The 17,286-nt window shown below is 50.8% G+C and carries 23 protein-coding genes; 1 reads left to right on the forward strand and 22 read right to left on the reverse strand.

The features are described 5' to 3' along the window. Positions 1-10: 10 nt before the first annotated feature. The 22 genes from GON22_RS05580 to GON22_RS05685 all read right to left on the reverse strand — a co-directional run bounded on the left by GON22_RS05580 (position 11) and on the right by GON22_RS05685 (position 15,667). Positions 11-2,293 (reverse strand): transglutaminase TgpA family protein, encoded by a 2,283-nt coding sequence (locus GON22_RS05580; protein WP_160395109.1) that lies wholly within the window; start codon positions 2,291-2,293, stop codon positions 11-13. Next, positions 2,293-3,543, reverse strand: coding sequence for a DUF58 domain-containing protein (locus GON22_RS05585; RefSeq protein WP_160395110.1), 1,251 nt, complete (start codon positions 3,541-3,543; stop codon positions 2,293-2,295). Before GON22_RS05585 ends, GON22_RS05580 begins: the two co-directional genes overlap by 1 nt. Before the next feature lie 2 nt (positions 3,544-3,545). After that, on the reverse strand, positions 3,546-4,502 hold the full coding sequence (locus tag GON22_RS05590) for an AAA family ATPase (RefSeq protein ID WP_160395111.1): 957 nt from the start codon (positions 4,500-4,502) through the stop codon (positions 3,546-3,548). A 155-nt stretch (positions 4,503-4,657) separates the two neighbouring features. Then, positions 4,658-5,008, reverse strand: a complete 351-nt coding sequence (gene spoVAE / locus GON22_RS05595) for a stage V sporulation protein AE (RefSeq protein ID WP_160395112.1) — start codon at positions 5,006-5,008, stop codon at positions 4,658-4,660. A gap of 5 nt (positions 5,009-5,013) precedes the next feature. Further along, positions 5,014-6,027, reverse strand: a complete 1,014-nt coding sequence (gene spoVAD / locus GON22_RS05600; RefSeq protein WP_160395113.1) for a stage V sporulation protein AD — start codon at positions 6,025-6,027, stop codon at positions 5,014-5,016. Between the two features lies 1 nt (position 6,028). Then, complete coding sequence (gene spoVAC, locus GON22_RS05605) at positions 6,029-6,532, reverse strand: stage V sporulation protein AC (protein WP_202113097.1); 504 nt, start codon at positions 6,530-6,532, stop codon at positions 6,029-6,031. 664 nt (positions 6,533-7,196) lie between these two features. Beyond that, positions 7,197-7,397 (reverse strand): hypothetical protein, encoded by a 201-nt coding sequence (locus tag GON22_RS05610; RefSeq protein WP_160395114.1) that lies wholly within the window; start codon positions 7,395-7,397, stop codon positions 7,197-7,199. A gap of 102 nt (positions 7,398-7,499) precedes the next feature. Next, on the reverse strand, positions 7,500-8,255 hold the full coding sequence (gene hisA, locus GON22_RS05615) for a phosphoribosylformimino-5-aminoimidazole carboxamide ribotide isomerase (RefSeq protein WP_160395115.1): 756 nt from the start codon (positions 8,253-8,255) through the stop codon (positions 7,500-7,502). Between the two features lie 101 nt (positions 8,256-8,356). Further along, entirely contained in the window at positions 8,357-9,016 is a 660-nt protein-coding gene (locus GON22_RS05620) for a hypothetical protein (RefSeq protein ID WP_160395116.1), read from the reverse strand. A gap of 41 nt (positions 9,017-9,057) precedes the next feature. After that, complete coding sequence (locus GON22_RS05625; protein ID WP_160395117.1) at positions 9,058-9,849, reverse strand: lipid II flippase family protein; 792 nt, start codon at positions 9,847-9,849, stop codon at positions 9,058-9,060. Then, complete coding sequence (locus GON22_RS05630; RefSeq protein ID WP_160395118.1) at positions 9,846-10,109, reverse strand: hypothetical protein; 264 nt, start codon at positions 10,107-10,109, stop codon at positions 9,846-9,848. Before GON22_RS05630 ends, GON22_RS05625 begins: the two co-directional genes overlap by 4 nt. A gap of 58 nt (positions 10,110-10,167) precedes the next feature. Next, entirely contained in the window at positions 10,168-10,419 is a 252-nt protein-coding gene (locus GON22_RS05635; RefSeq protein ID WP_160395119.1) for a DUF2164 domain-containing protein, read from the reverse strand. Between the two features lie 29 nt (positions 10,420-10,448). Then, on the reverse strand, positions 10,449-11,063 hold the full coding sequence (locus GON22_RS05640; protein WP_160395120.1) for a LysE family translocator: 615 nt from the start codon (positions 11,061-11,063) through the stop codon (positions 10,449-10,451). Between the two features lie 93 nt (positions 11,064-11,156). Next, the gene (locus GON22_RS05645) at positions 11,157-11,621 is read right to left on the reverse strand and encodes an SRPBCC family protein (protein ID WP_160395121.1); all 465 of its coding nucleotides are present in this window, start codon (positions 11,619-11,621) and stop codon (positions 11,157-11,159) included. A 45-nt stretch (positions 11,622-11,666) separates the two neighbouring features. Further along, a complete protein-coding gene (locus GON22_RS05650; RefSeq protein WP_160395122.1) occupies positions 11,667-11,855 on the reverse strand; it encodes a hypothetical protein in 189 nt (62 codons plus the stop codon). A 264-nt stretch (positions 11,856-12,119) separates the two neighbouring features. Beyond that, entirely contained in the window at positions 12,120-12,374 is a 255-nt protein-coding gene (locus GON22_RS05655; RefSeq protein WP_160395123.1) for a hypothetical protein, read from the reverse strand. An 8-nt stretch (positions 12,375-12,382) separates the two neighbouring features. Then, positions 12,383-12,808 (reverse strand): GNAT family N-acetyltransferase, encoded by a 426-nt coding sequence (locus GON22_RS05660; RefSeq protein ID WP_160395124.1) that lies wholly within the window; start codon positions 12,806-12,808, stop codon positions 12,383-12,385. 30 nt (positions 12,809-12,838) lie between these two features. Further along, positions 12,839-13,294 carry a GNAT family N-acetyltransferase gene (locus GON22_RS05665; protein ID WP_160395125.1) on the reverse strand — a complete coding sequence of 152 codons (456 nt, stop codon included), beginning with the start codon at positions 13,292-13,294 and terminating at the stop codon, positions 12,839-12,841. A gap of 1 nt (position 13,295) precedes the next feature. Next, complete coding sequence (locus GON22_RS05670) at positions 13,296-13,823, reverse strand: YfiT family bacillithiol transferase (protein WP_160395126.1); 528 nt, start codon at positions 13,821-13,823, stop codon at positions 13,296-13,298. After that, the gene (locus tag GON22_RS05675; RefSeq protein WP_160395127.1) at positions 13,813-14,346 is read right to left on the reverse strand and encodes an AAA family ATPase; all 534 of its coding nucleotides are present in this window, start codon (positions 14,344-14,346) and stop codon (positions 13,813-13,815) included. Before GON22_RS05675 ends, GON22_RS05670 begins: the two co-directional genes overlap by 11 nt. A 12-nt stretch (positions 14,347-14,358) precedes the next feature. After that, positions 14,359-15,168, reverse strand: a complete 810-nt coding sequence (locus tag GON22_RS05680; RefSeq protein ID WP_237179037.1) for a phosphorylase family protein — start codon at positions 15,166-15,168, stop codon at positions 14,359-14,361. A 199-nt stretch (positions 15,169-15,367) separates the two neighbouring features. Beyond that, complete coding sequence (locus tag GON22_RS05685; protein ID WP_160395129.1) at positions 15,368-15,667, reverse strand: hypothetical protein; 300 nt, start codon at positions 15,665-15,667, stop codon at positions 15,368-15,370. 195 nt (positions 15,668-15,862) lie between these two features. Here GON22_RS05685 and GON22_RS05690 point away from each other — a divergent pair. Continuing rightward, positions 15,863-17,286 (forward strand): DEAD/DEAH box helicase (locus tag GON22_RS05690; RefSeq protein WP_237179031.1); only part of this gene is annotated, 1,424 nt, incomplete at its 3' end.

The following is a 17,286-nucleotide window of genomic DNA, read 5'->3' on the forward strand; positions in this document are numbered from 1 at the left end:
TTTTATTCTTTTACATCCGATCTCGAATCGATTTCGCCAGTTCGGCAAAACGTTCAGCATCTGCAGCATTGTTTTCCGTTGTGCCATACTTGGCCCGTTCGAATTGATTCGCGACTTCTTTAAGGTCCGTTCTTAAATAATTTCGCTCGGCACCCCAACGCTCCGTTGCTTCGCGTAACGTCTCCCATTCCTCGCGGGCGTATCCTTTACGGCGCGCATGGCGAAGCAGTCGGTTCGCCTCTGCTATAATCCGGTCATTAGGGAGAATGGAGCGGTACCGCAGCTGTTGATACAGCTGCACGAGCTGCCGGCGGCGTAGCGCCAAATAATACAATGCAACAACGGCAATCAATGCCGCACATGTCCAAATAATCGTTGATGCCGAGATGCCCCAGTTACCTTTGCTAGTTGCAGCTGTTCCCGTTAAATCACCAAGTTCGATATCCGGAAGCGCAACAGCTTGCTCTTCCTCTATCGGATAAGGGAAATCAAACCCGGGCGTCGGCTCGAACGGAATCCAGCCATACCCGTCAAAATAAATTTCTACCCAAGAATGGGCATCCGCATTGCGAACGGTATACGTTCCTGCGCCAGTAGGATTAATATCTGCTGGGTTAAACCCTTCGCCCCGATTAATATATTGGGACGGGTCAACAGGAAGGATGCCCGGCGCGTATCCTTTGACCCAACGTACAGGCAGCCCGACCGAGCGGCCGAGAACAGCCATCGCAGTCGAGAAATAGTCACAATATCCTTCCTTCACTTCAAACAGGAAGGAATCGACGAAGTCCGGGCTTTTCCTCAATGAAGTATCCGGCTCGTTGGTATAAGGGTAGTTTTTCTGCAAGAACATTTGGATAAGCTTCGCTTTGTCATAATCGTTGCCTGCAGCAGCCGTAATATCCTCCGCTAATTTCTGGACGCGCTGCGGCGTTGTTTCAGGAAGTTGAATGTATGGCTCAAGCTGGGAGGCAAACTCCCCGCCGGGCCAACCGGCTTTTGCTTGGCGAAGCGACGTTTCATTCAATACGGGCAGCTCTGACACGACGGAATAAGTTCTAGGATAGGCTGGCGTTTGATCACTGTTTGGCACACCCCAGCGAAGCTCCCAGTCAACTGGGTCCCACCGCAAGCTCGAGGGAATCACTTGGCTTTTATTTTCATCGTTGATCCATAAAACCGACTTAACTGGAGATGCTGCAAACAGTACCGGGTAATAATCCTCCCGAATCATCGTTACCGCTTGCTCAACCTCCACCGTCTTTAACTGGTCCCGGTCTTGCTCCAAGGCAAGCTGCTCGCCGCTCTGAATATGGGATACCTCAGCCGATGTGTCATTCTCGTCATGCACCCAGCCTGAGCCAGAATAATAGGCTCGCGTTTCCCCGCGCCAGTAGCTTCGCTGGGTCGTGCTTACATACATAACAGGCGAATAATCAAACTGGAATCCGCCCCCCAGCACCGAATCATTCCGGCTGTAACCTGAGCTATGGTCTCCTGTTGGTTCGCTAACGTCTTCTGGATCTTCCTTCGAATCCGTAAACGAGCCGCTTACCGTGCCGCCATGGGCTTCTACCCAAATCGTATAAGGATCCTTCAGGATCGGCGCAATGCTTGGCACGATGTTGGGAGCTAGTACACCTACAAACATGATGGCCGTTAGAATTGATACGATGGGCAGGAAAAAACTAACAGGATATTCCAATAGCTCTGACCAACTGCGGGGATGCTCACGTTGGAAGCGGTAATAATGCTCTGCAATAAGCCACACTAATCCTGCAAATACAGCCCATGCCGTCTGGTCCCATAGAAAGACAGGCGTGAACGAATCCGCTATCATCAGCGTCAGCAGCAGAACCGACAACGTCGCCATAATCCGGACGCGAGTTGTCGCCCAATACTGGAATACAACGGCTACACCCCATACTAGGGCTCCTATCCCAACAAAAGGATGCAGCTGCGTGGCATTATCGGTGATCCAAGCTTGCAGCCCTTCGACCGAACCCCCGTCAATGTTGATATAGGAATAATGAGCCACCCTAGCCGATAGCAAAACGAGCACCGCGCCTTGCGCTATAATGCGGTAGACCGCCCTCCATGGCAAAATCCAATCTAAAGCAACAGACGTGATAAGCACCCAGCTCACGCATTGGAACGTCTCTTCCCACCAGTATCCTTCAAAAATGCCTGCCAGCTGCCATGCCAGCAACGCAGTAATGACAGAAACGACCCGCCGATACCAGCCCTCATGCAAGCTGGCCGTTGCCGCTCTCTTCCATGATTGCACGGCCATTAGCTTGCGCCTCCTTCCAGCACAGCTGGCAGATCCTGGAGCTGGCGTACGCTATAAGCCGACCAGCCTTTGGCTCTAAGTGCCTGCAGCCATGCTGCCTTAATCATGCGTCCGCCCCTGAGATCGGCATCTTCGATGCCGATATACGATAGCGAGACGCCTTTGCGCGAGAGCCAGCTCATCGCGCGCATAACGGAATCACCTTGTGCGCCAGATACGAATACGACCAACGTTCCTGGCTCCCATACGGATTCCAGCCTTTGCAAGGATGCATATAAAGACTGGGAAGCGTCTGGCTCGACGACCGTTAGGTGCCGTATCATGCCAGCACGATGGTCTGCACCTGAACGGGGCGCCAGAACAGCGGTGTGTTCTCCCGCAGATACAAGCCCCATCGCGGTCTCGCGACGCATCCCAAGTTCAATGAGCGAAGCGGCCACGGACACAGCCAGCTCGAACCGCTCTTGCCGAATCCCATAAGCCTCCGTGCTCCGATCAAGAACGACAATCGTGCGGGGCAGCGATTCACGCTCGAACGCTTTGGATTTCCATTCGCCTGTTTTCGCCGTTGCATTCCAATGCACCCTAGACAGCTTATCCCCATACAAATACTCACGAACGCCATTAATTTGCGTCGTTTCTTTGGCCGCCCGAGGCGCAGATGCATGTGAATGCGGACCGCGCATGCCGCGCCGGATCTGATGCCAGCCTCTTAACGGCACAGTCTGGGGCACGACGCTAAATGATGTTCCGGTTTCGAAGCTTCCGCTATGCTCAAACATGCCAAACACATCACGCGTGGAGCATTCCGTTGGCCCGAACCGGTACAACCCGCGCTTAAGCGGCGGAGTCGTGTAGCGCACTTCACCGAACCGTTTCCAGTTGGGCACGAATGACGTTTCGAACGGTATCGACTGCCCATCATGGCGGAACAAACGGTCACGCACCAGAATATACGGCAATGGATAATAGCCTGGCACATGAACGGATAACGAAACCTCAGCGCTCGTTCCGCTTATGGCTTGCCCATCCGCGTTGCCAAATTGGCCCAGTTTTCTCTCCCCTTGTACACTGCGAATTCCCGACCATTTGCCAAGAATTAAATATAAAATAAGTGCCGTTAAAATAACCAGCAGCATGACAGCCGTCCTGCCGCCTTGAAATAACAAATAACAGATGCTTCCCAGATAAAGCGATGCGACGATATGCCAACGCCAGCGAATGAACGAACGGTTGTTATCCCGCTGCATCCTTAACGCTCCAGCCGGACCGGCACCTTCGTCTGCTGAACAGCAGCTTCTACGACATCTTCGGCCCGAAGCCCATTCATGCGTGCTTCAGCTTGTACGATAATCCGGTGAGGCAGCACCTTGCGTGCCAACCGCTTCACATCATCAGGCGTTACGAATGTCCGTTCACGAAGCAACGCCGATGCACGGGCTGCCCGCATAAGTGCAACCGCAGCACGTGGGCTTGCGCCAAGCAATGAAGCCTGATGCTCACGCGTGGCCCGCACGATTTTGACCGCATATTCAGCAACGCTGTCATCGACATGCACTTCAGTAACACACTGCTGCAGCCGAAGCAAATCTTCAATGGACGCCACCTGTCCCAGCCGGTCTGACGGATGGCCGCCATCACGGGAGATGATCATGCGATGCTCGTCTGCTTCAGCTGGATAACCAAGCGATAGCTTCATCATAAACCGGTCCAGCTGTGCTTCAGGCAGCACGTAAGTCCCCTCGAATTCGATTGGATTCTGTGTGGCGATCAGCAAAAACGGGCGAGGCAGCTCATACGTCTCCCCATCGACCGTCACATGCCCTTCTTCCATCGCTTCCAGCAGCGCGGACTGCGTCTTCGTCGTCGCCCGGTTGATTTCATCTGCAAGCAACAGGTGGCACATGATTGGACCTGCCCGGAACAAGAACGCCTCCTGCTTCGGATGGTAGATCGAAACCCCGGTTATATCAGTCGGCAATAAGTCCGGATTGCATTGTATCCGGCGGAATTGTCCGCCTATCGAACGGGCAAGCGCTTTCACAAGTTGCGTTTTGCCTGTGCCCGGAACATCCTCGAGTAAAACGTGGCCACCGGCCAGAACAGCTGTTAGCAGCAAATCAATTTCCTCTTGTTTGCCCAGAATGCAACTCTCTAGATTAGTACGAATAGCCGTGCACAATTGTAGGTCTTCCTGACGAGTTTCCATGTATGAGTCCCTCCGGTTCTATGAAAATCTTGTAGTAATTTCGGTAATCTTCTTCTATTTTACTAAATATAGGGTGAAGCGTATAGAAGTGAATATGCCAAAAAAAATTGGAGGATTCCACAGCGGAATCCTCCAACCCTCCAAATTGCCTATTCTTATCCCTTTGGGCGAACAACAACGGCGGCTAGAAACGAGAAAATGATCGCCGCTGATATGCCCGCGCTCGTCAGTTTGAATATCCCGGTGATAACGCCGATCCACCCGTCCTCATGAAGGGAGGTTAAAGCGCCATGCACGAGCGCATTGCCGAAGCTTGTTATCGGAACGGTCGCTCCTGCGCCGGCAAAGTCGACCAACGGGTCATATAGCCCAATGCCATCAAATAACGCACCAAGAACGACTAATGTTGCCATCGTGTGCGCTGGCGTTAATTTGACGACATCAAACATCAACTGGCCTATGACACAGATCGCTCCACCCACTAAGAATGCCCACAAAAACTGCATCCCCCTTACACCCCTTTCGCTGCAATTGCTACCGCATGTGCAATACAAGGTATCGATTCGCCCTGTTGGAAGGAAAGCGGGGAAAGCAGGGCGCCGGTGGCCGCTACGAGAATGCGCTTCAGCTCGCCTTTCTTCAACTTATTAAGCAAATGCCCATAAGTCACGACCGCTGAGCAGCCACACCCGCTCCCGCCTGCCTGTACCTTCTGCTTATTAATGTCAAAAACCATAAGCCCACAATCGTTAAAAATCGTATCGTCCATCGGCACGCCGTTGCGCAGCAGCAGCTCCTTAGCGATTGGGTGGCCAACAGAGGCTAGGTCGCCTGTTACGATAAGATCGTAATCAGAAGGGCTCCTCCCCGTATCGTTAAAATGCGCTTGCAGCGTATCAACGGCGGCAGGCGCCATTGCAGCGCCCATATTAAACGGATCGGTAATGCCCAAATCCATAATTTTGCCAATGGTCGCGCATTCGACGACAGGCCCTTCGCCACTTGCAGCGACGATAGCCGCTCCCGCACCGGTCACCGTATACTGTGCGGTTGGCGGCTTCTGGGACCCATACTCCGTCGGATAGCGGAATTGCTTCTCCGCTGTGCAGTTATGGCTGCAGGTTCCTGCCATCGCATGCTGCGCATTGCCGGAATCGACCAACTGCGCTGCCAACGCTAACGTCTCCATGGAGGTCGAACAAGCCCCAAACATGCCAATATAAGGAGCGCCCAGAGAACGGGCGGCAAAGCTATTGCTAATAATCTGGTTCATGAGGTCGCCGCCGATGTAGAACTGAATGTCTTCCTTCTTCAATCCTGCCTTTGTCACGGCAAATTCCGAAGCCTGCTCCAGCAATAGCCGTTCAGCTTTCTCCCAGCTTTTCTGCTGCATATCAAGTTCGGGATGGACAAGATCAAAGTCCGCTGCGAGCGGCCCTTCCCCCTCATCCGGACCTACAACGGTAGCGGAGCTTATAATGACGGGCTTGCTGTCGAACCACCAGGTTTGTTTGCCGCGCAGCATGTTAGTGTGCCCCTCCTGTACCGAAGATCAAATGCCCGATCCCGACGAAAAAAGCTGCAACCGTGCCGTAAACGATAACGGAACCGGCAAGCTTGAACATGTTGGCCCCAACGCCGAGCACAAGCCCCTCCGCCCGATGCTCCAGCGCTGCCGAGCACATCGAGTTGGCGAACCCAGTTACAGGCACTGCTGTGCCCGCCCCCGCCCATTGGGCGATTTTGTCATAGACGCCTAGGCTCGTGAGGATAACGGACAGGAAGATCAACGTTGCGACGGTCGGATTGCTTGCCGCCTTAGGTTCCATGCCCGCAAGGTGAATATACAGCTGCTGGATAAACTCGCCGAGAACGCAAATTAATCCGCCGACAACGAACGCTTTTATGCAATTTTTGAAAATCGATCGAGAAGGCTCCCGCTGCTTGGCGAAGGCCTGGTATTCCTTAGGGGACATGCTCATTTCTTTATAAGGGCGTCCGCCCGCGCTACTCGTTGACAACGTGGTCATCTCCCTTGTACGAAAAGTCGGTATCATTATTTGTAAAACCCGACAGCATTATGCTACATGCCGTGAGTGTGGCAGCAAACGCAAAAAATCCGCCACGAGGGCGGATCTAAGCGGAAGGCATTCGTATTAATCGAATATCGATACGATCAAAATAAAGATGGCCAGCAACACATACAACACGAGCGATAGGATCATTAACGTGCGCCTGCTCATGACACCGCTCTCCTTCCACCGCATAATGCGGGCTTCTGCATTTATAGTATGCAGGGAAGGCAAGCGCGGAAGTTGTCCTTGAATGGAATCATGGCGGCGGATTGCCGCTTAAGCTCTGCGTTCTTGAATAAATTTCTCATACCTCATGTTCCAACTATTATAGGCCCATTGAAGAGGGTTTCGAAGTATAATAGCTACTCCAACGCATGCATCAATAATGCCCGCGAGGATTGTTAAATTCGTCCACCAAAAAAATGGAGGATTTAGCGTAGCAAACAAGGCTGCTTCTGGCCCCCATTGATCGTTTACCGAGTTAAACAGATGTAACTCTGCCGACTTGCCATACGCTATGAGCAAAACGCCTAATGCCAAAAGCCCTATTCCTATCATACTCGTACGCATGAGTTGCCTACTTCCTAACTAAAATAGCTGGGTGCATCCGTGTAATTGTCTACTCTTGTGTTGTGTCATTCGTAACACCGAGCTTCTGTTTAATTTGCCGCAAATCATGTTCAATTCGCTTATTGCTGTAATAATTGCTGAAGACGAAGCCGAACAGCAGCACGATGACGATGAATGCACCGTAGGGCCCGAACAATATAGACAATACGACAATCAATCCGATTGCCAGCAACGTTCCCCAAAGCATCATTCGGCTCACCTCGCTTAAGGAATGGGAAGGAATGGGGCAATACAACTCTATTCCTTCATTTATATTCCTCCTGCGAAGCGCTCATGCCGACAAGGCAACCGCCTAAGCTTGGCAGTAAGCTACAACTTGCTCATACGGCAGCTTGCCGCCATAAATATCAAGCGCACTGCCAACCGTAATATCAAGCTTGCCGCCCGTCAGGCGGCGGAACAATTCCAAATCTTCCATCGAGCGGGCTCCGCCAGCATACGTGCACGGGATGGTTACCCATTGTGCCAGTGCGTTTACGAGGCTTTGTTGAATGCCGCTTTGCTTGCCTTCCACATCAACAGCATGAATGAGAAACTCGTCGCAATATTGTTCTAAGTAGCGAATGTTCGCTTCATTGACTTCGAAGTCACTAAATTGCTTCCATTGGTTCGTCACGACATACCAGCGCCCGTCCCGCTCCTTGCAGCTTAGGTCAATAACAAGCTTGTCTACGCCAACCTCTGCAATAATCGCTTGCAGATTGTCCATATTAAGCTGTCCGTCGCTAAAAATGTACGAAGTTACAATGACATGCGACGCGCCCTGTTCAAGATAGTAACGCGCGTTGCCCGCATTAATGCCTCCGCCGATCTGCAGCCCGCCTGGGTAAGCGTTGAGCGCACGGACAGCCTCTTCTTCATTCCCGCCGCCAAGCATAATAACATGCCCACCGGTCAGTTCGTCTTTTTGGAACATATGGGCATAATGGATCGAGTTATAGCTGGATACAAAATTTTCGACGACCGCCTGCTTGTCCTCCGTGAGCGTTTCGCCTACTATTTGTTTTACTTTGCCATCATGCATATCAATACAAGGCCTGAATTTCATTGTTAATCCTCCATCTAATTCATGCTGATTGTTTCCACTGCACTATTCTCTCGTCTATCCTATCATGTTCATTGCAGCCGGTCACGGTCTGAATGGCATTATTAGGGGATGTTGATCTTAAGAGCAACCCGGTTCGTATTGAAAGTTGCTTGTTCGAAACCTTCAATAGGGCTGCTTTCGAAAACGGCTGTTATCGTTCGGGTAGTATGCGGCACGACAGGCACAATAGCCGGTTGCACCACAATATTTTTAGGAGGATAACCGATCCTAGCGAAAATGCTGGGCGTAATGGCCACAGAGGACGCATTGCCATAATTGAATATTTTAAATGTGCATGTGGTTGGGATGGTGCCTACGCCGGATGACTGGTATTGGCAGGAAATATTATTGCGGTCATAGTCTACGGATGCAGCTCCTGAGGTGTTGTGCCGAATGGCGAACATCGTATTTTTAGCAACTATAGGATAGACGCCTTGCAATACGATAAATAAAATCAGCATCGTTCGGAGCACTCGCGTATGCCTTTTGCGGTAATGGCGCAAAGCCATCGGCACGACGATAACGAGCGCCAAGGTGCAAATCATAGCAGGCAAATGCATCCCTTCGCCTTCCCCCTCTGTCCAAGGGGAGATGCCAATCGAGCGCAGAAGGCTGTCCCCAATCGAATAGCCTAAATGATGATTCAGAAAGAGCAACATAATGGCTAAAATAATAAGTGCGTAGCGTAAACTAACATTTCGCATGATAGATTTTACATTCAATCCACTTGCTCTCCTTTCCCTGTTCATTGTTCATTGACACACTAGATTAGCTTCACAATCATTCCAATAAAATAAGCTGCCGGAATGAGCAAAAATTGCCCCAGCATCGTCCCCAAGCAGCGGGAAGTCATTAAAACGATATAAATCTTGCCCAGCTGATTGCGGTATTCTTCATGATGCAGCGCCTTATCTGTAATGATTCCAAGCTGAGGGTCAATAAAGATAGTCAATAAAATCGTCGCGATCCCGTTAATCATGCCAGAGGCTTGGGAAGCTGTCGTGCTGTAAGCTGGCAGCAAGTGTGCGGCATACAACGAGGCAAGAACGCCAACGGTATAAAACGCTGTTACGACAACGTTTAGAAAAATAAGCCGTTTGGGAATTCCTAAATAACGAAAATAATAAAAAGAAAAGGCCGGCTTGCGCAAATAATGCTTCGTGTTAATTAACTGCCCAACAGTGACGCTCGTAATAAGCTTCGGAATCGACCCCGCTACCTCCAGTTTAGCTATAACGCGGCCGAACAAGCTAACGAACGTCGGAAACAACGCAATCGCTAAAATCGTCCCAGCCGAAGAAGCGATAAGGATAAACCGCATATAGTCGATTAACGGGAACGAAGCATGATGCCTTGCATAATCGACAAACTTCGCCGTCAATGGTGCTTGAATTAAATTCGCCGTCCGCGACACAAGCACGATTATGCCAGTCAATGACAAGGCGACCGCAATTTTATTCAGCTTCACCCCAGCAAATCGCACCGCATAGGACAAGGTCTCCGCCGTGTGAATGACTAGCGTGAGGACGAATACGATAATTAAGCTATTGATCACCGTGCAATCGCCCGCTGAAACTGCTCAACATCATCCACGGATAGATTCATGTGTGTAATCATGCGCCCGATCCCGAGGAACCCCCACCCGCGCACCGGGTTTGCAAATGTGAGCTGGCAATTGGTATCTTCTTGGAAGCACATAAAGGTTTGGCCCGATGCAGTACCGCTTGACTTGGCCTTGCCCCATTGAAACAGGGCATGATAGATGACAATGAGATCTCCGAGCATTGCTTGATGCCGTCTAGCTAGATTAAACAAATTTGCATCTCCCCTTTCTAAGCTAAGAAAAACTATGGAGCAAGCTCGGCGTCGCCAACTATCTCCGGCTCATTGGCTTTTCTAGCGCGTATAATTCATCATCGATTTGATTAAATTTCTCTGCGAACATCGCCCTTGCATCTGCAACAGCCCGATTATAAATATATGGGCCAAGCTCTTGAATCATGCGATCAATAAGCATCTCAGCCGCAATTTCCCCAATCGTCTCCGACCGTTCCTCTTCGAAAAACGATTGTACCTGCTTAACAATTTCGGATCTATCTTCTTTGGGCAGTTTGATTACGATCATCGAATGGCCACCTCGTCACTTTCTGGACACTAATGTTCCATGAATATTTTGCTTATCGCAAATAATCCGAAACCGATGAGCAAGCAGCCCGATACACGGTTTATCCACATCATCGCTCCACTAGTCAACGTATCCCGGATCCATCCCACCATTGCCGTGAGCAGCAGCCACCATAGCATGGAACCGACAAAGATGCCGAATACCAAATAAATTGAGCTTGCATGGGAAGTACCGGCTGCATTCACGCCTGCAAATATGCCTAAGAAGGAGAGGATTGTCATGGGATTCGTTGCCGTTAAGAAAAAAGTGGTTAGATAGGCTGTGAACAGATGGCCGCGAGGCAGCGCCTCTTCATCATGCTGCAGCGGTTTGGAGCGGAGTGATTGAAGGCCTAAATAGCATAAAAACAAGCCGCCGATAAGGCGAATCCATATCTGCCAGGCAAGCAATTGTTCTGTAATAAAGGCGAACCCTACCGCAGCTATGAGCCCATACGCCACATCTGCTGTCGCTGCCCCAAGCCCTGTTATTAGCCCAAATGTTCTCCCTTGGTTCAAGGTTCGCTTCATGCAGAGAATGCCGATCGGCCCAACCGGGGCTGCGATGGACAAGCCGATAATAATCCCTTTTAGCAAAATGGCCATGAATGTATTCAACGTCCTATCTGGTATCTGGCTTTCGTTTCCTATCCCAGTATCGGCGTGGCCGGTGCTATTCAAACGTTATTAAAGCTCACTCTAATTAACGCTCATCTGCTCTGCAAGCTGCTTCAATCGCTCGTTGCGATCGATTAAAAACCGTTTCATATAATGCTGCAAGACAAGTCGTTCAGCAATCCATCCGAAGGGTCCAAGCGGGGCTGACAGATGCAAGATGTCCGTCATTACCGTCTTTTCACCTGCCGCCCTGAACGCGTGGATGTGCTTTAACTGTTTGAACGCGCCCTGCTGCATCTCGTCGATAAATAACGTCGGTTCTTCGTAGGCCACAATTCGGGACGTCAATTTCTGCCTGATTAGAAAATGGGTCGCTTCAAATGTCACCGTCTCTCCAAAGCCGATTGGACCTGATGTTACGCCAGCGATTGCCCGCTCCTTCGTATGTTTCCAGACCGTCTCCGTATGGACGGTTATGTCACGTGCCAATCGAAAGCAGACGTCGATTGGTGCAGCAATTTCGATTTCTGTCACTACTTTAATCATTGACGTCTAGCTCCTTTCTGTTAGGTACGGCACGGGTATATTCTTCTAACAATTTGTCGCGCCACAGATGTGCAGCAACGGTGAAATCCATTTATCAAATAGTAAGGCGACACTAGCTAACACGATCACAACAACGATCAAAATATACACCACGAACACCTTAATTGTTTTCTTTCTCTCTTCTTGCATCAACAGCTCTTCGCTGTCCCATTGTTCATTAAAATCTTCTTTCACTTGCCAGTCCAGCCCCAGTCCGTGTTCTAAATTTGTATAACAGCCACGACTTGAACTTAGGCTCATTCGGACTATGGACGGATACCTGCCTTACATACGCAAAGTCACGCCGATCCACGGCCAGCATTAGCTTCGGGCTTACGGGCTCCTTACATATCCATTCGTCAAAATAAATCTGGTTCGTATGGGCCTGCTCGAATCCATCCGACGGGATAAAATAAACGGTGCCTGCCGTCCACGGAGCCTGGCCCATCGTATCTTTCGTTAATGAAAAAAAATAATAGCGGTTGCGATTCTTTGATTTGAAGCATGCATTCCTACTTTACGGCGGTCAAACACCGCATAAAAAATCGACCATATGCCGTCTGCAGAAGCAAAGACTGCTTCTGCAGCTTTCCCGTTAAAAAGCGCAGCTGTATATAGCCGTTCAAATTCCAACGCCTCTTCCTCAGAGAACGGCGGGTCCGCACGATAATAAAAGATCAGCCTCATAACGATAGAAGCCATCCATGTAAACAACCGGGGACTCATTGGCTAATTATTGGCTGAGCAGCCCTGCGCATAAGCCGTTCAGGCTCACGCTCGAACCCATACTGCTCATATAAGGCGTGAGCATCCAACGTCCCGAGAATGCCTGTAAGCCCCTCGTATTCCGGTTGGTTAACGATAACCTCTACCAGTTTCTTCCCGATCCCCTCGCCCCGGCACTCCTCCACAATGAACACATCGGCTAGATAATACATCGTTGCACCGTCCGTCACGACTCTAGCGAACCCGATCTGCTTGCTTTCATGAAGGACACTGTAGCATACCGAACCTTCAATCGACTTTACAATGCGGTCATGGGACCGATTGTGCGCCCAATAGGTTCTGGACAGGCAGTCCGTTACGGCCTGGATGTCCAGCTTTCTTTTATCATCTGTAATGATGTAGTCTTTATAAGTTACCTGCACGGATGTATCCTCCTCATCGAGCGGACGCTGCTATTCATCCAACTTGATCATAAACCCAGTCTTTAATCCCTTCTTGAAGCCCACACTCTCATAAAAATGAAGCACTTCTTCACGCTTGGATCCTGTCATCAGCATCACTTTATAACAATGATGTTGCTGGCTGACCGTTATCGCATGCTGCAGCACCGCTTTGCCAAGCCCTTGCCTTCTGTAATCCGCATGCGTTACGACATTTTCTATAAGGCCGTAGGGCCTTGCGCCACGGGTCAAATTTTTCAATAAATTCAGAACACAAGAAGCGATCAGCTCGCCATCATGCTCAACCACGATGATTCGCATGTTCGGATCGCTTATCATTTCAGCCCACAACTTTTCTAGTGAATCGTCGATAGGCAACGCAATGTCATCCTCATGCAAATGTTTGTAGAGACGCAGCAGCTTTGGCAGCTCATCCTTTCGGGCCATTCGAACATTAGGCTGTTGCATATTACCACCCCTTATCCTTAACAAGTGACGCTATATGCCCGATATGATGCTGGTTATGCCACACGAATCGTTGCAGCGCAATGTCCAGCGTAATTTCGCCCAGTGCTGCGGTCGTTATTTTCCGAGCGAATGTTTCAGGTTCAAGCTTCTGCAGCAAAATAACTAATCGTGCATGCAGAAGCTCCAGCAATTGAATCGAATGTGCGATGGGAATGTCCCGGTAATCAGCCATTTCAGCGAATCGGTCTTGCTCGTAGGAGCTGCCCATTGGCGTTTCCTCGGTAAGCCCTCGCTTGAACCGCAGATACGCATTCATATCGTTGTCCGCCATATGGTGAATAATTTGTTTGATGTTCCACCCGCCTGGGCGATACGGCACAGATAGCTGATCCTCTCGCAACTGGGAGACCAGCTTCTGCAGTGACACATGAACCTCGCTTAATTGCCGGATATACCCCGCCCTTGCTTCGTCTGTGACTTCCAGCAGCGGCGTGAAAGACCCGATTGGGAATCGAATGCTATGGCTCATCGATCACAATCTCCCCTTCTCCTATTGGCTGTTCGAATCCGCTTAGATACGACGACAAAATTTCCTCTGTAATCGGAAATGCAGCATTCGCATCGAATCGCTCGCTCCGAATACGAAGCCGCTCCCGCAATTCCTCCGGCCGAACCTTCAAATAGATGAGCGCCCATCGTCCGCCAGCCTCTTCGATGATCCGCTTATATTCATCTCTTCGCTTGCGTGCCCAGAAGCTAAAATCGACGACGACGCACCGCTGGTTGCGAACATGCGTGATCAGTTCTTTGCGCAGCTTCGCCTCCGCAGCTGACTTCAACTGCTCATAATCATCCGGGGAATAATCGATGCCATACCGCCCATTAGCCGACCAAATTTCTTCATCGATCGAAAGCCGGATGTATCCCGCTTTCTCGATTTGCTGCGCGAAGGTCGTTTTGCCAGATCCCGCGACGCCGCACATCATGGCGACGAAAGCCGCTGGCTCTCTCAACCGCTCTACTAATTGCTCGATTACGGCATCCCTAGCCATGAGACCAACCTCCTAGCCCTTCAGGGGCGTGGTATTGCCAGCAGTTGTTCGTACCAAATGCTTCACGACGTTCATGCATACTTGCGAGATTTGGACCGATAAAACCCTCGAATCAATATCCCAACTCGCCCACTCTTCTTGAACGAGACAGTCGCTTATATATCCGAGCCAGATGCTATTCACTTGGCAAATTTCAGCAGACGCATAGAGGGCTGATGTTTCCATGTTGACCATCTGCCCCCCTTCGGCTTGAAATTGCTTCACTAGCGCCTTCGTTTCACGATACAGCCCGTCGACGTTAGCTGCGATAACTTCTTTCATCGGTTGCTTCAAAAGTTCAGTTTCTTCCCTTACAATTCGAAGCAACTCCTGATCGCATGTAAATATACGTTTCTCCGGCAAATATGAGCGGCTTGTGCCATCACTGTTCAGCGATTCAATGCCAATTACAAGATCGCCTTGCCGAATCGTTGCATCGATGGAGCCCGCTGCCCCATAACCGATGATCGTTTCGACCCCAAGGAAGGCTAATTCCTCAACTAAGATTGCCGCTTGAGGCCCTCCCCAGCTCAGCCTTGTAATGATGCCAATCTTCTGGCCATCTACTTCCGCCTCGAACACTTGCCTCTGCGTTTCATGTGCATCAATGCCATAAAACATTTTGTACCCTGAAATAGGCGTTGCTTGGAAAAAATCCGTTATCATCTCGCAGCCAATATATTCTCGGAAGCATAGTATAGCAATCTTCCAATTCGGCTTCGGATCTTGCTTAAATCGATAAGCCATCACTTGTGCTGGTGTTAAATAACGCTCGTCGATCATATGGTCCACATTCCCTCTCCAAATCAAGATTCTCTTTACTATGCAGCTATAAATGGTGGACCGCTGGGCATACTATATCTATTAAGTTACCACATTTTCCGTGCTTTTCCACCACAATCAAGAGAATCAATTTGTTCAAAAAAAATAGGCCTCCGCTATGGAAGCCTCCTATTTCATGGAATAAACCTTTGTCACATTCTCACAGGCGAAACCGTTCGATAAGGTCTTGCCGCCCCATCTGCTCCAATACGGAACGCTGCTTAGGGCCAATAAGGTCAAAATGGGGAAAACGATCGCGATGATGAATGTATTGCGGATCAAGACCGAATTGGATGCACCAAGCCGCCAAACGATCAAGATCGTTGCAGCCTACTTTCGTAATCGTGCGGTTGCCCGGAAAACGTTCTTCGTGCCAATAATGAGTCAGCAGCGCGATTTCGCCTCGCTCGACGCGCTCTTTCCATTCCTGGAGTTCATGCCTCTTAACGCCGAATGCCATGCTGCCCTCTCCTTCATGCGCAATTTGATTCAAGCTTGCCTGTTCAAGTTCAAACATTTGCAGTCTAGTATAGCATATGGCATCCACGATGAAAAAAGAGGCGGAAAAAGCAGAAAGATGCGCTATTTCGCCGCAACTGGTATACTTAATGGGATTATTCGACCGGAACGGGTCACAACAAAGAGGAGTTTTGAAATGGCAACTACATTTTCGGCGCTTGGCGTATCGCAAGAACTGGCAAGCGCTCTTACATCATACGGCATTTCCGTGCCTACGCCAGTACAGCAGAAAGCAATCCCGCTCGTACTGAATGGTGCGGACGTTATCGTACAGGCACAGACCGGTACGGGCAAAACGCTTGCGTTTGCCCTGCCTATTCTAGAGCGCATTGATACGGCGAAAAACCATACGCAAGCGCTTATTCTAACACCTACGCGCGAGCTCGCGATCCAAATCACGACAGAGCTAAATAAGCTCGCCAAAACAGTTGGCGCTAATATTCTTGCCGCTTACGGCGGACAAGATGTAGAATCGCAAATTCGCAAGCTGCGCAATAGCTGGCCGCATATCGTTATTGCTACGCCTGGACGGCTGCTCGACCATTTGCGCCGTGAAACGATTCGCCTTGGCAAAATCCGCATGCTCGTATTAGATGAAGCGGATCAAATGCTGCACATGGGCTTCTTGCCGGATGTAGAAACAATCGTGTCATCCATGCCGCGCCAGCATCGCCAAACGATGCTATTCTCCGCTACGATGCCTGCCCAGATACGCAAGCTTGGTGCGGAATATATGAATGGGCCAACAGATGTAAACATTACGCCTGAAAAGGTAACCGTTGATACGATTCGCCAGGTAGCGATTGAAACGACCGACCGCCGCAAGGAAGATACGCTCGTTGAGCTGATCGGGAAGTACCAGCCTTACCTGGCGGTCGTCTTCTGCCGGACGAAAGTTCGGGCGAAGAAACTTAACGAAGCGCTGCAAGAGCGCGGCATCTCCAGTGATGAGCTGCATGGCGACCTCTCGCAGGCGAAGCGCGAGCAAGTCATGAAGCGGTTCCGCCAAGCCCGCCTGCAAGTGCTAATCGCCACAGACGTAGCCGCGCGTGGGCTCGATGTCGAGGGCGTTTCCCATGTCTTCAACTACGATGTGCCGCAAGATCCTGAAACGTATGTCCACCGGATCGGCCGGACAGGCCGTGCAGGCAATGAGGGCATGGCGGTGACGCTCGTTTCCTCGCATGATATTGGCGCAGTCGCTAATATCCAGAAGACGCTTGGCGTCAAAATCGAGCTGCGCCAAGATTCCGACGTAGCGCGCGGCGCTGTGCCGGTACGTGTCAAGCCGGACCGCCAAGGCGCGAAGGCAGAGCAGGAGCGCAACGCCGGCCGTGGGCGCGGCGGCGCGAAAGCTGGCGGCGGGCGCAGCGGTTCGCGCGGCGCAGCAAGCGCTGGAGGGCGCGGCGATGCACGCGGCGGCTCCCGCGGTGGCGCTGGCTCTGCGCCAGCGGGCAAGCGCGGCGGCTCCGCCAGCGCTAGCGCGGGGGGAGAGCGGGAGAGCACACGGCCGAACCCCAGGCACACGGGTAAGACGCGGATGCCGGCGGCCGCCGGGAG

Source organism: Paenibacillus sp. MMS18-CY102 (assembly GCF_009789195.1).
Classification (GTDB): Bacteria; Bacillota; Bacilli; order Paenibacillales; family Paenibacillaceae; genus Paenibacillus_T.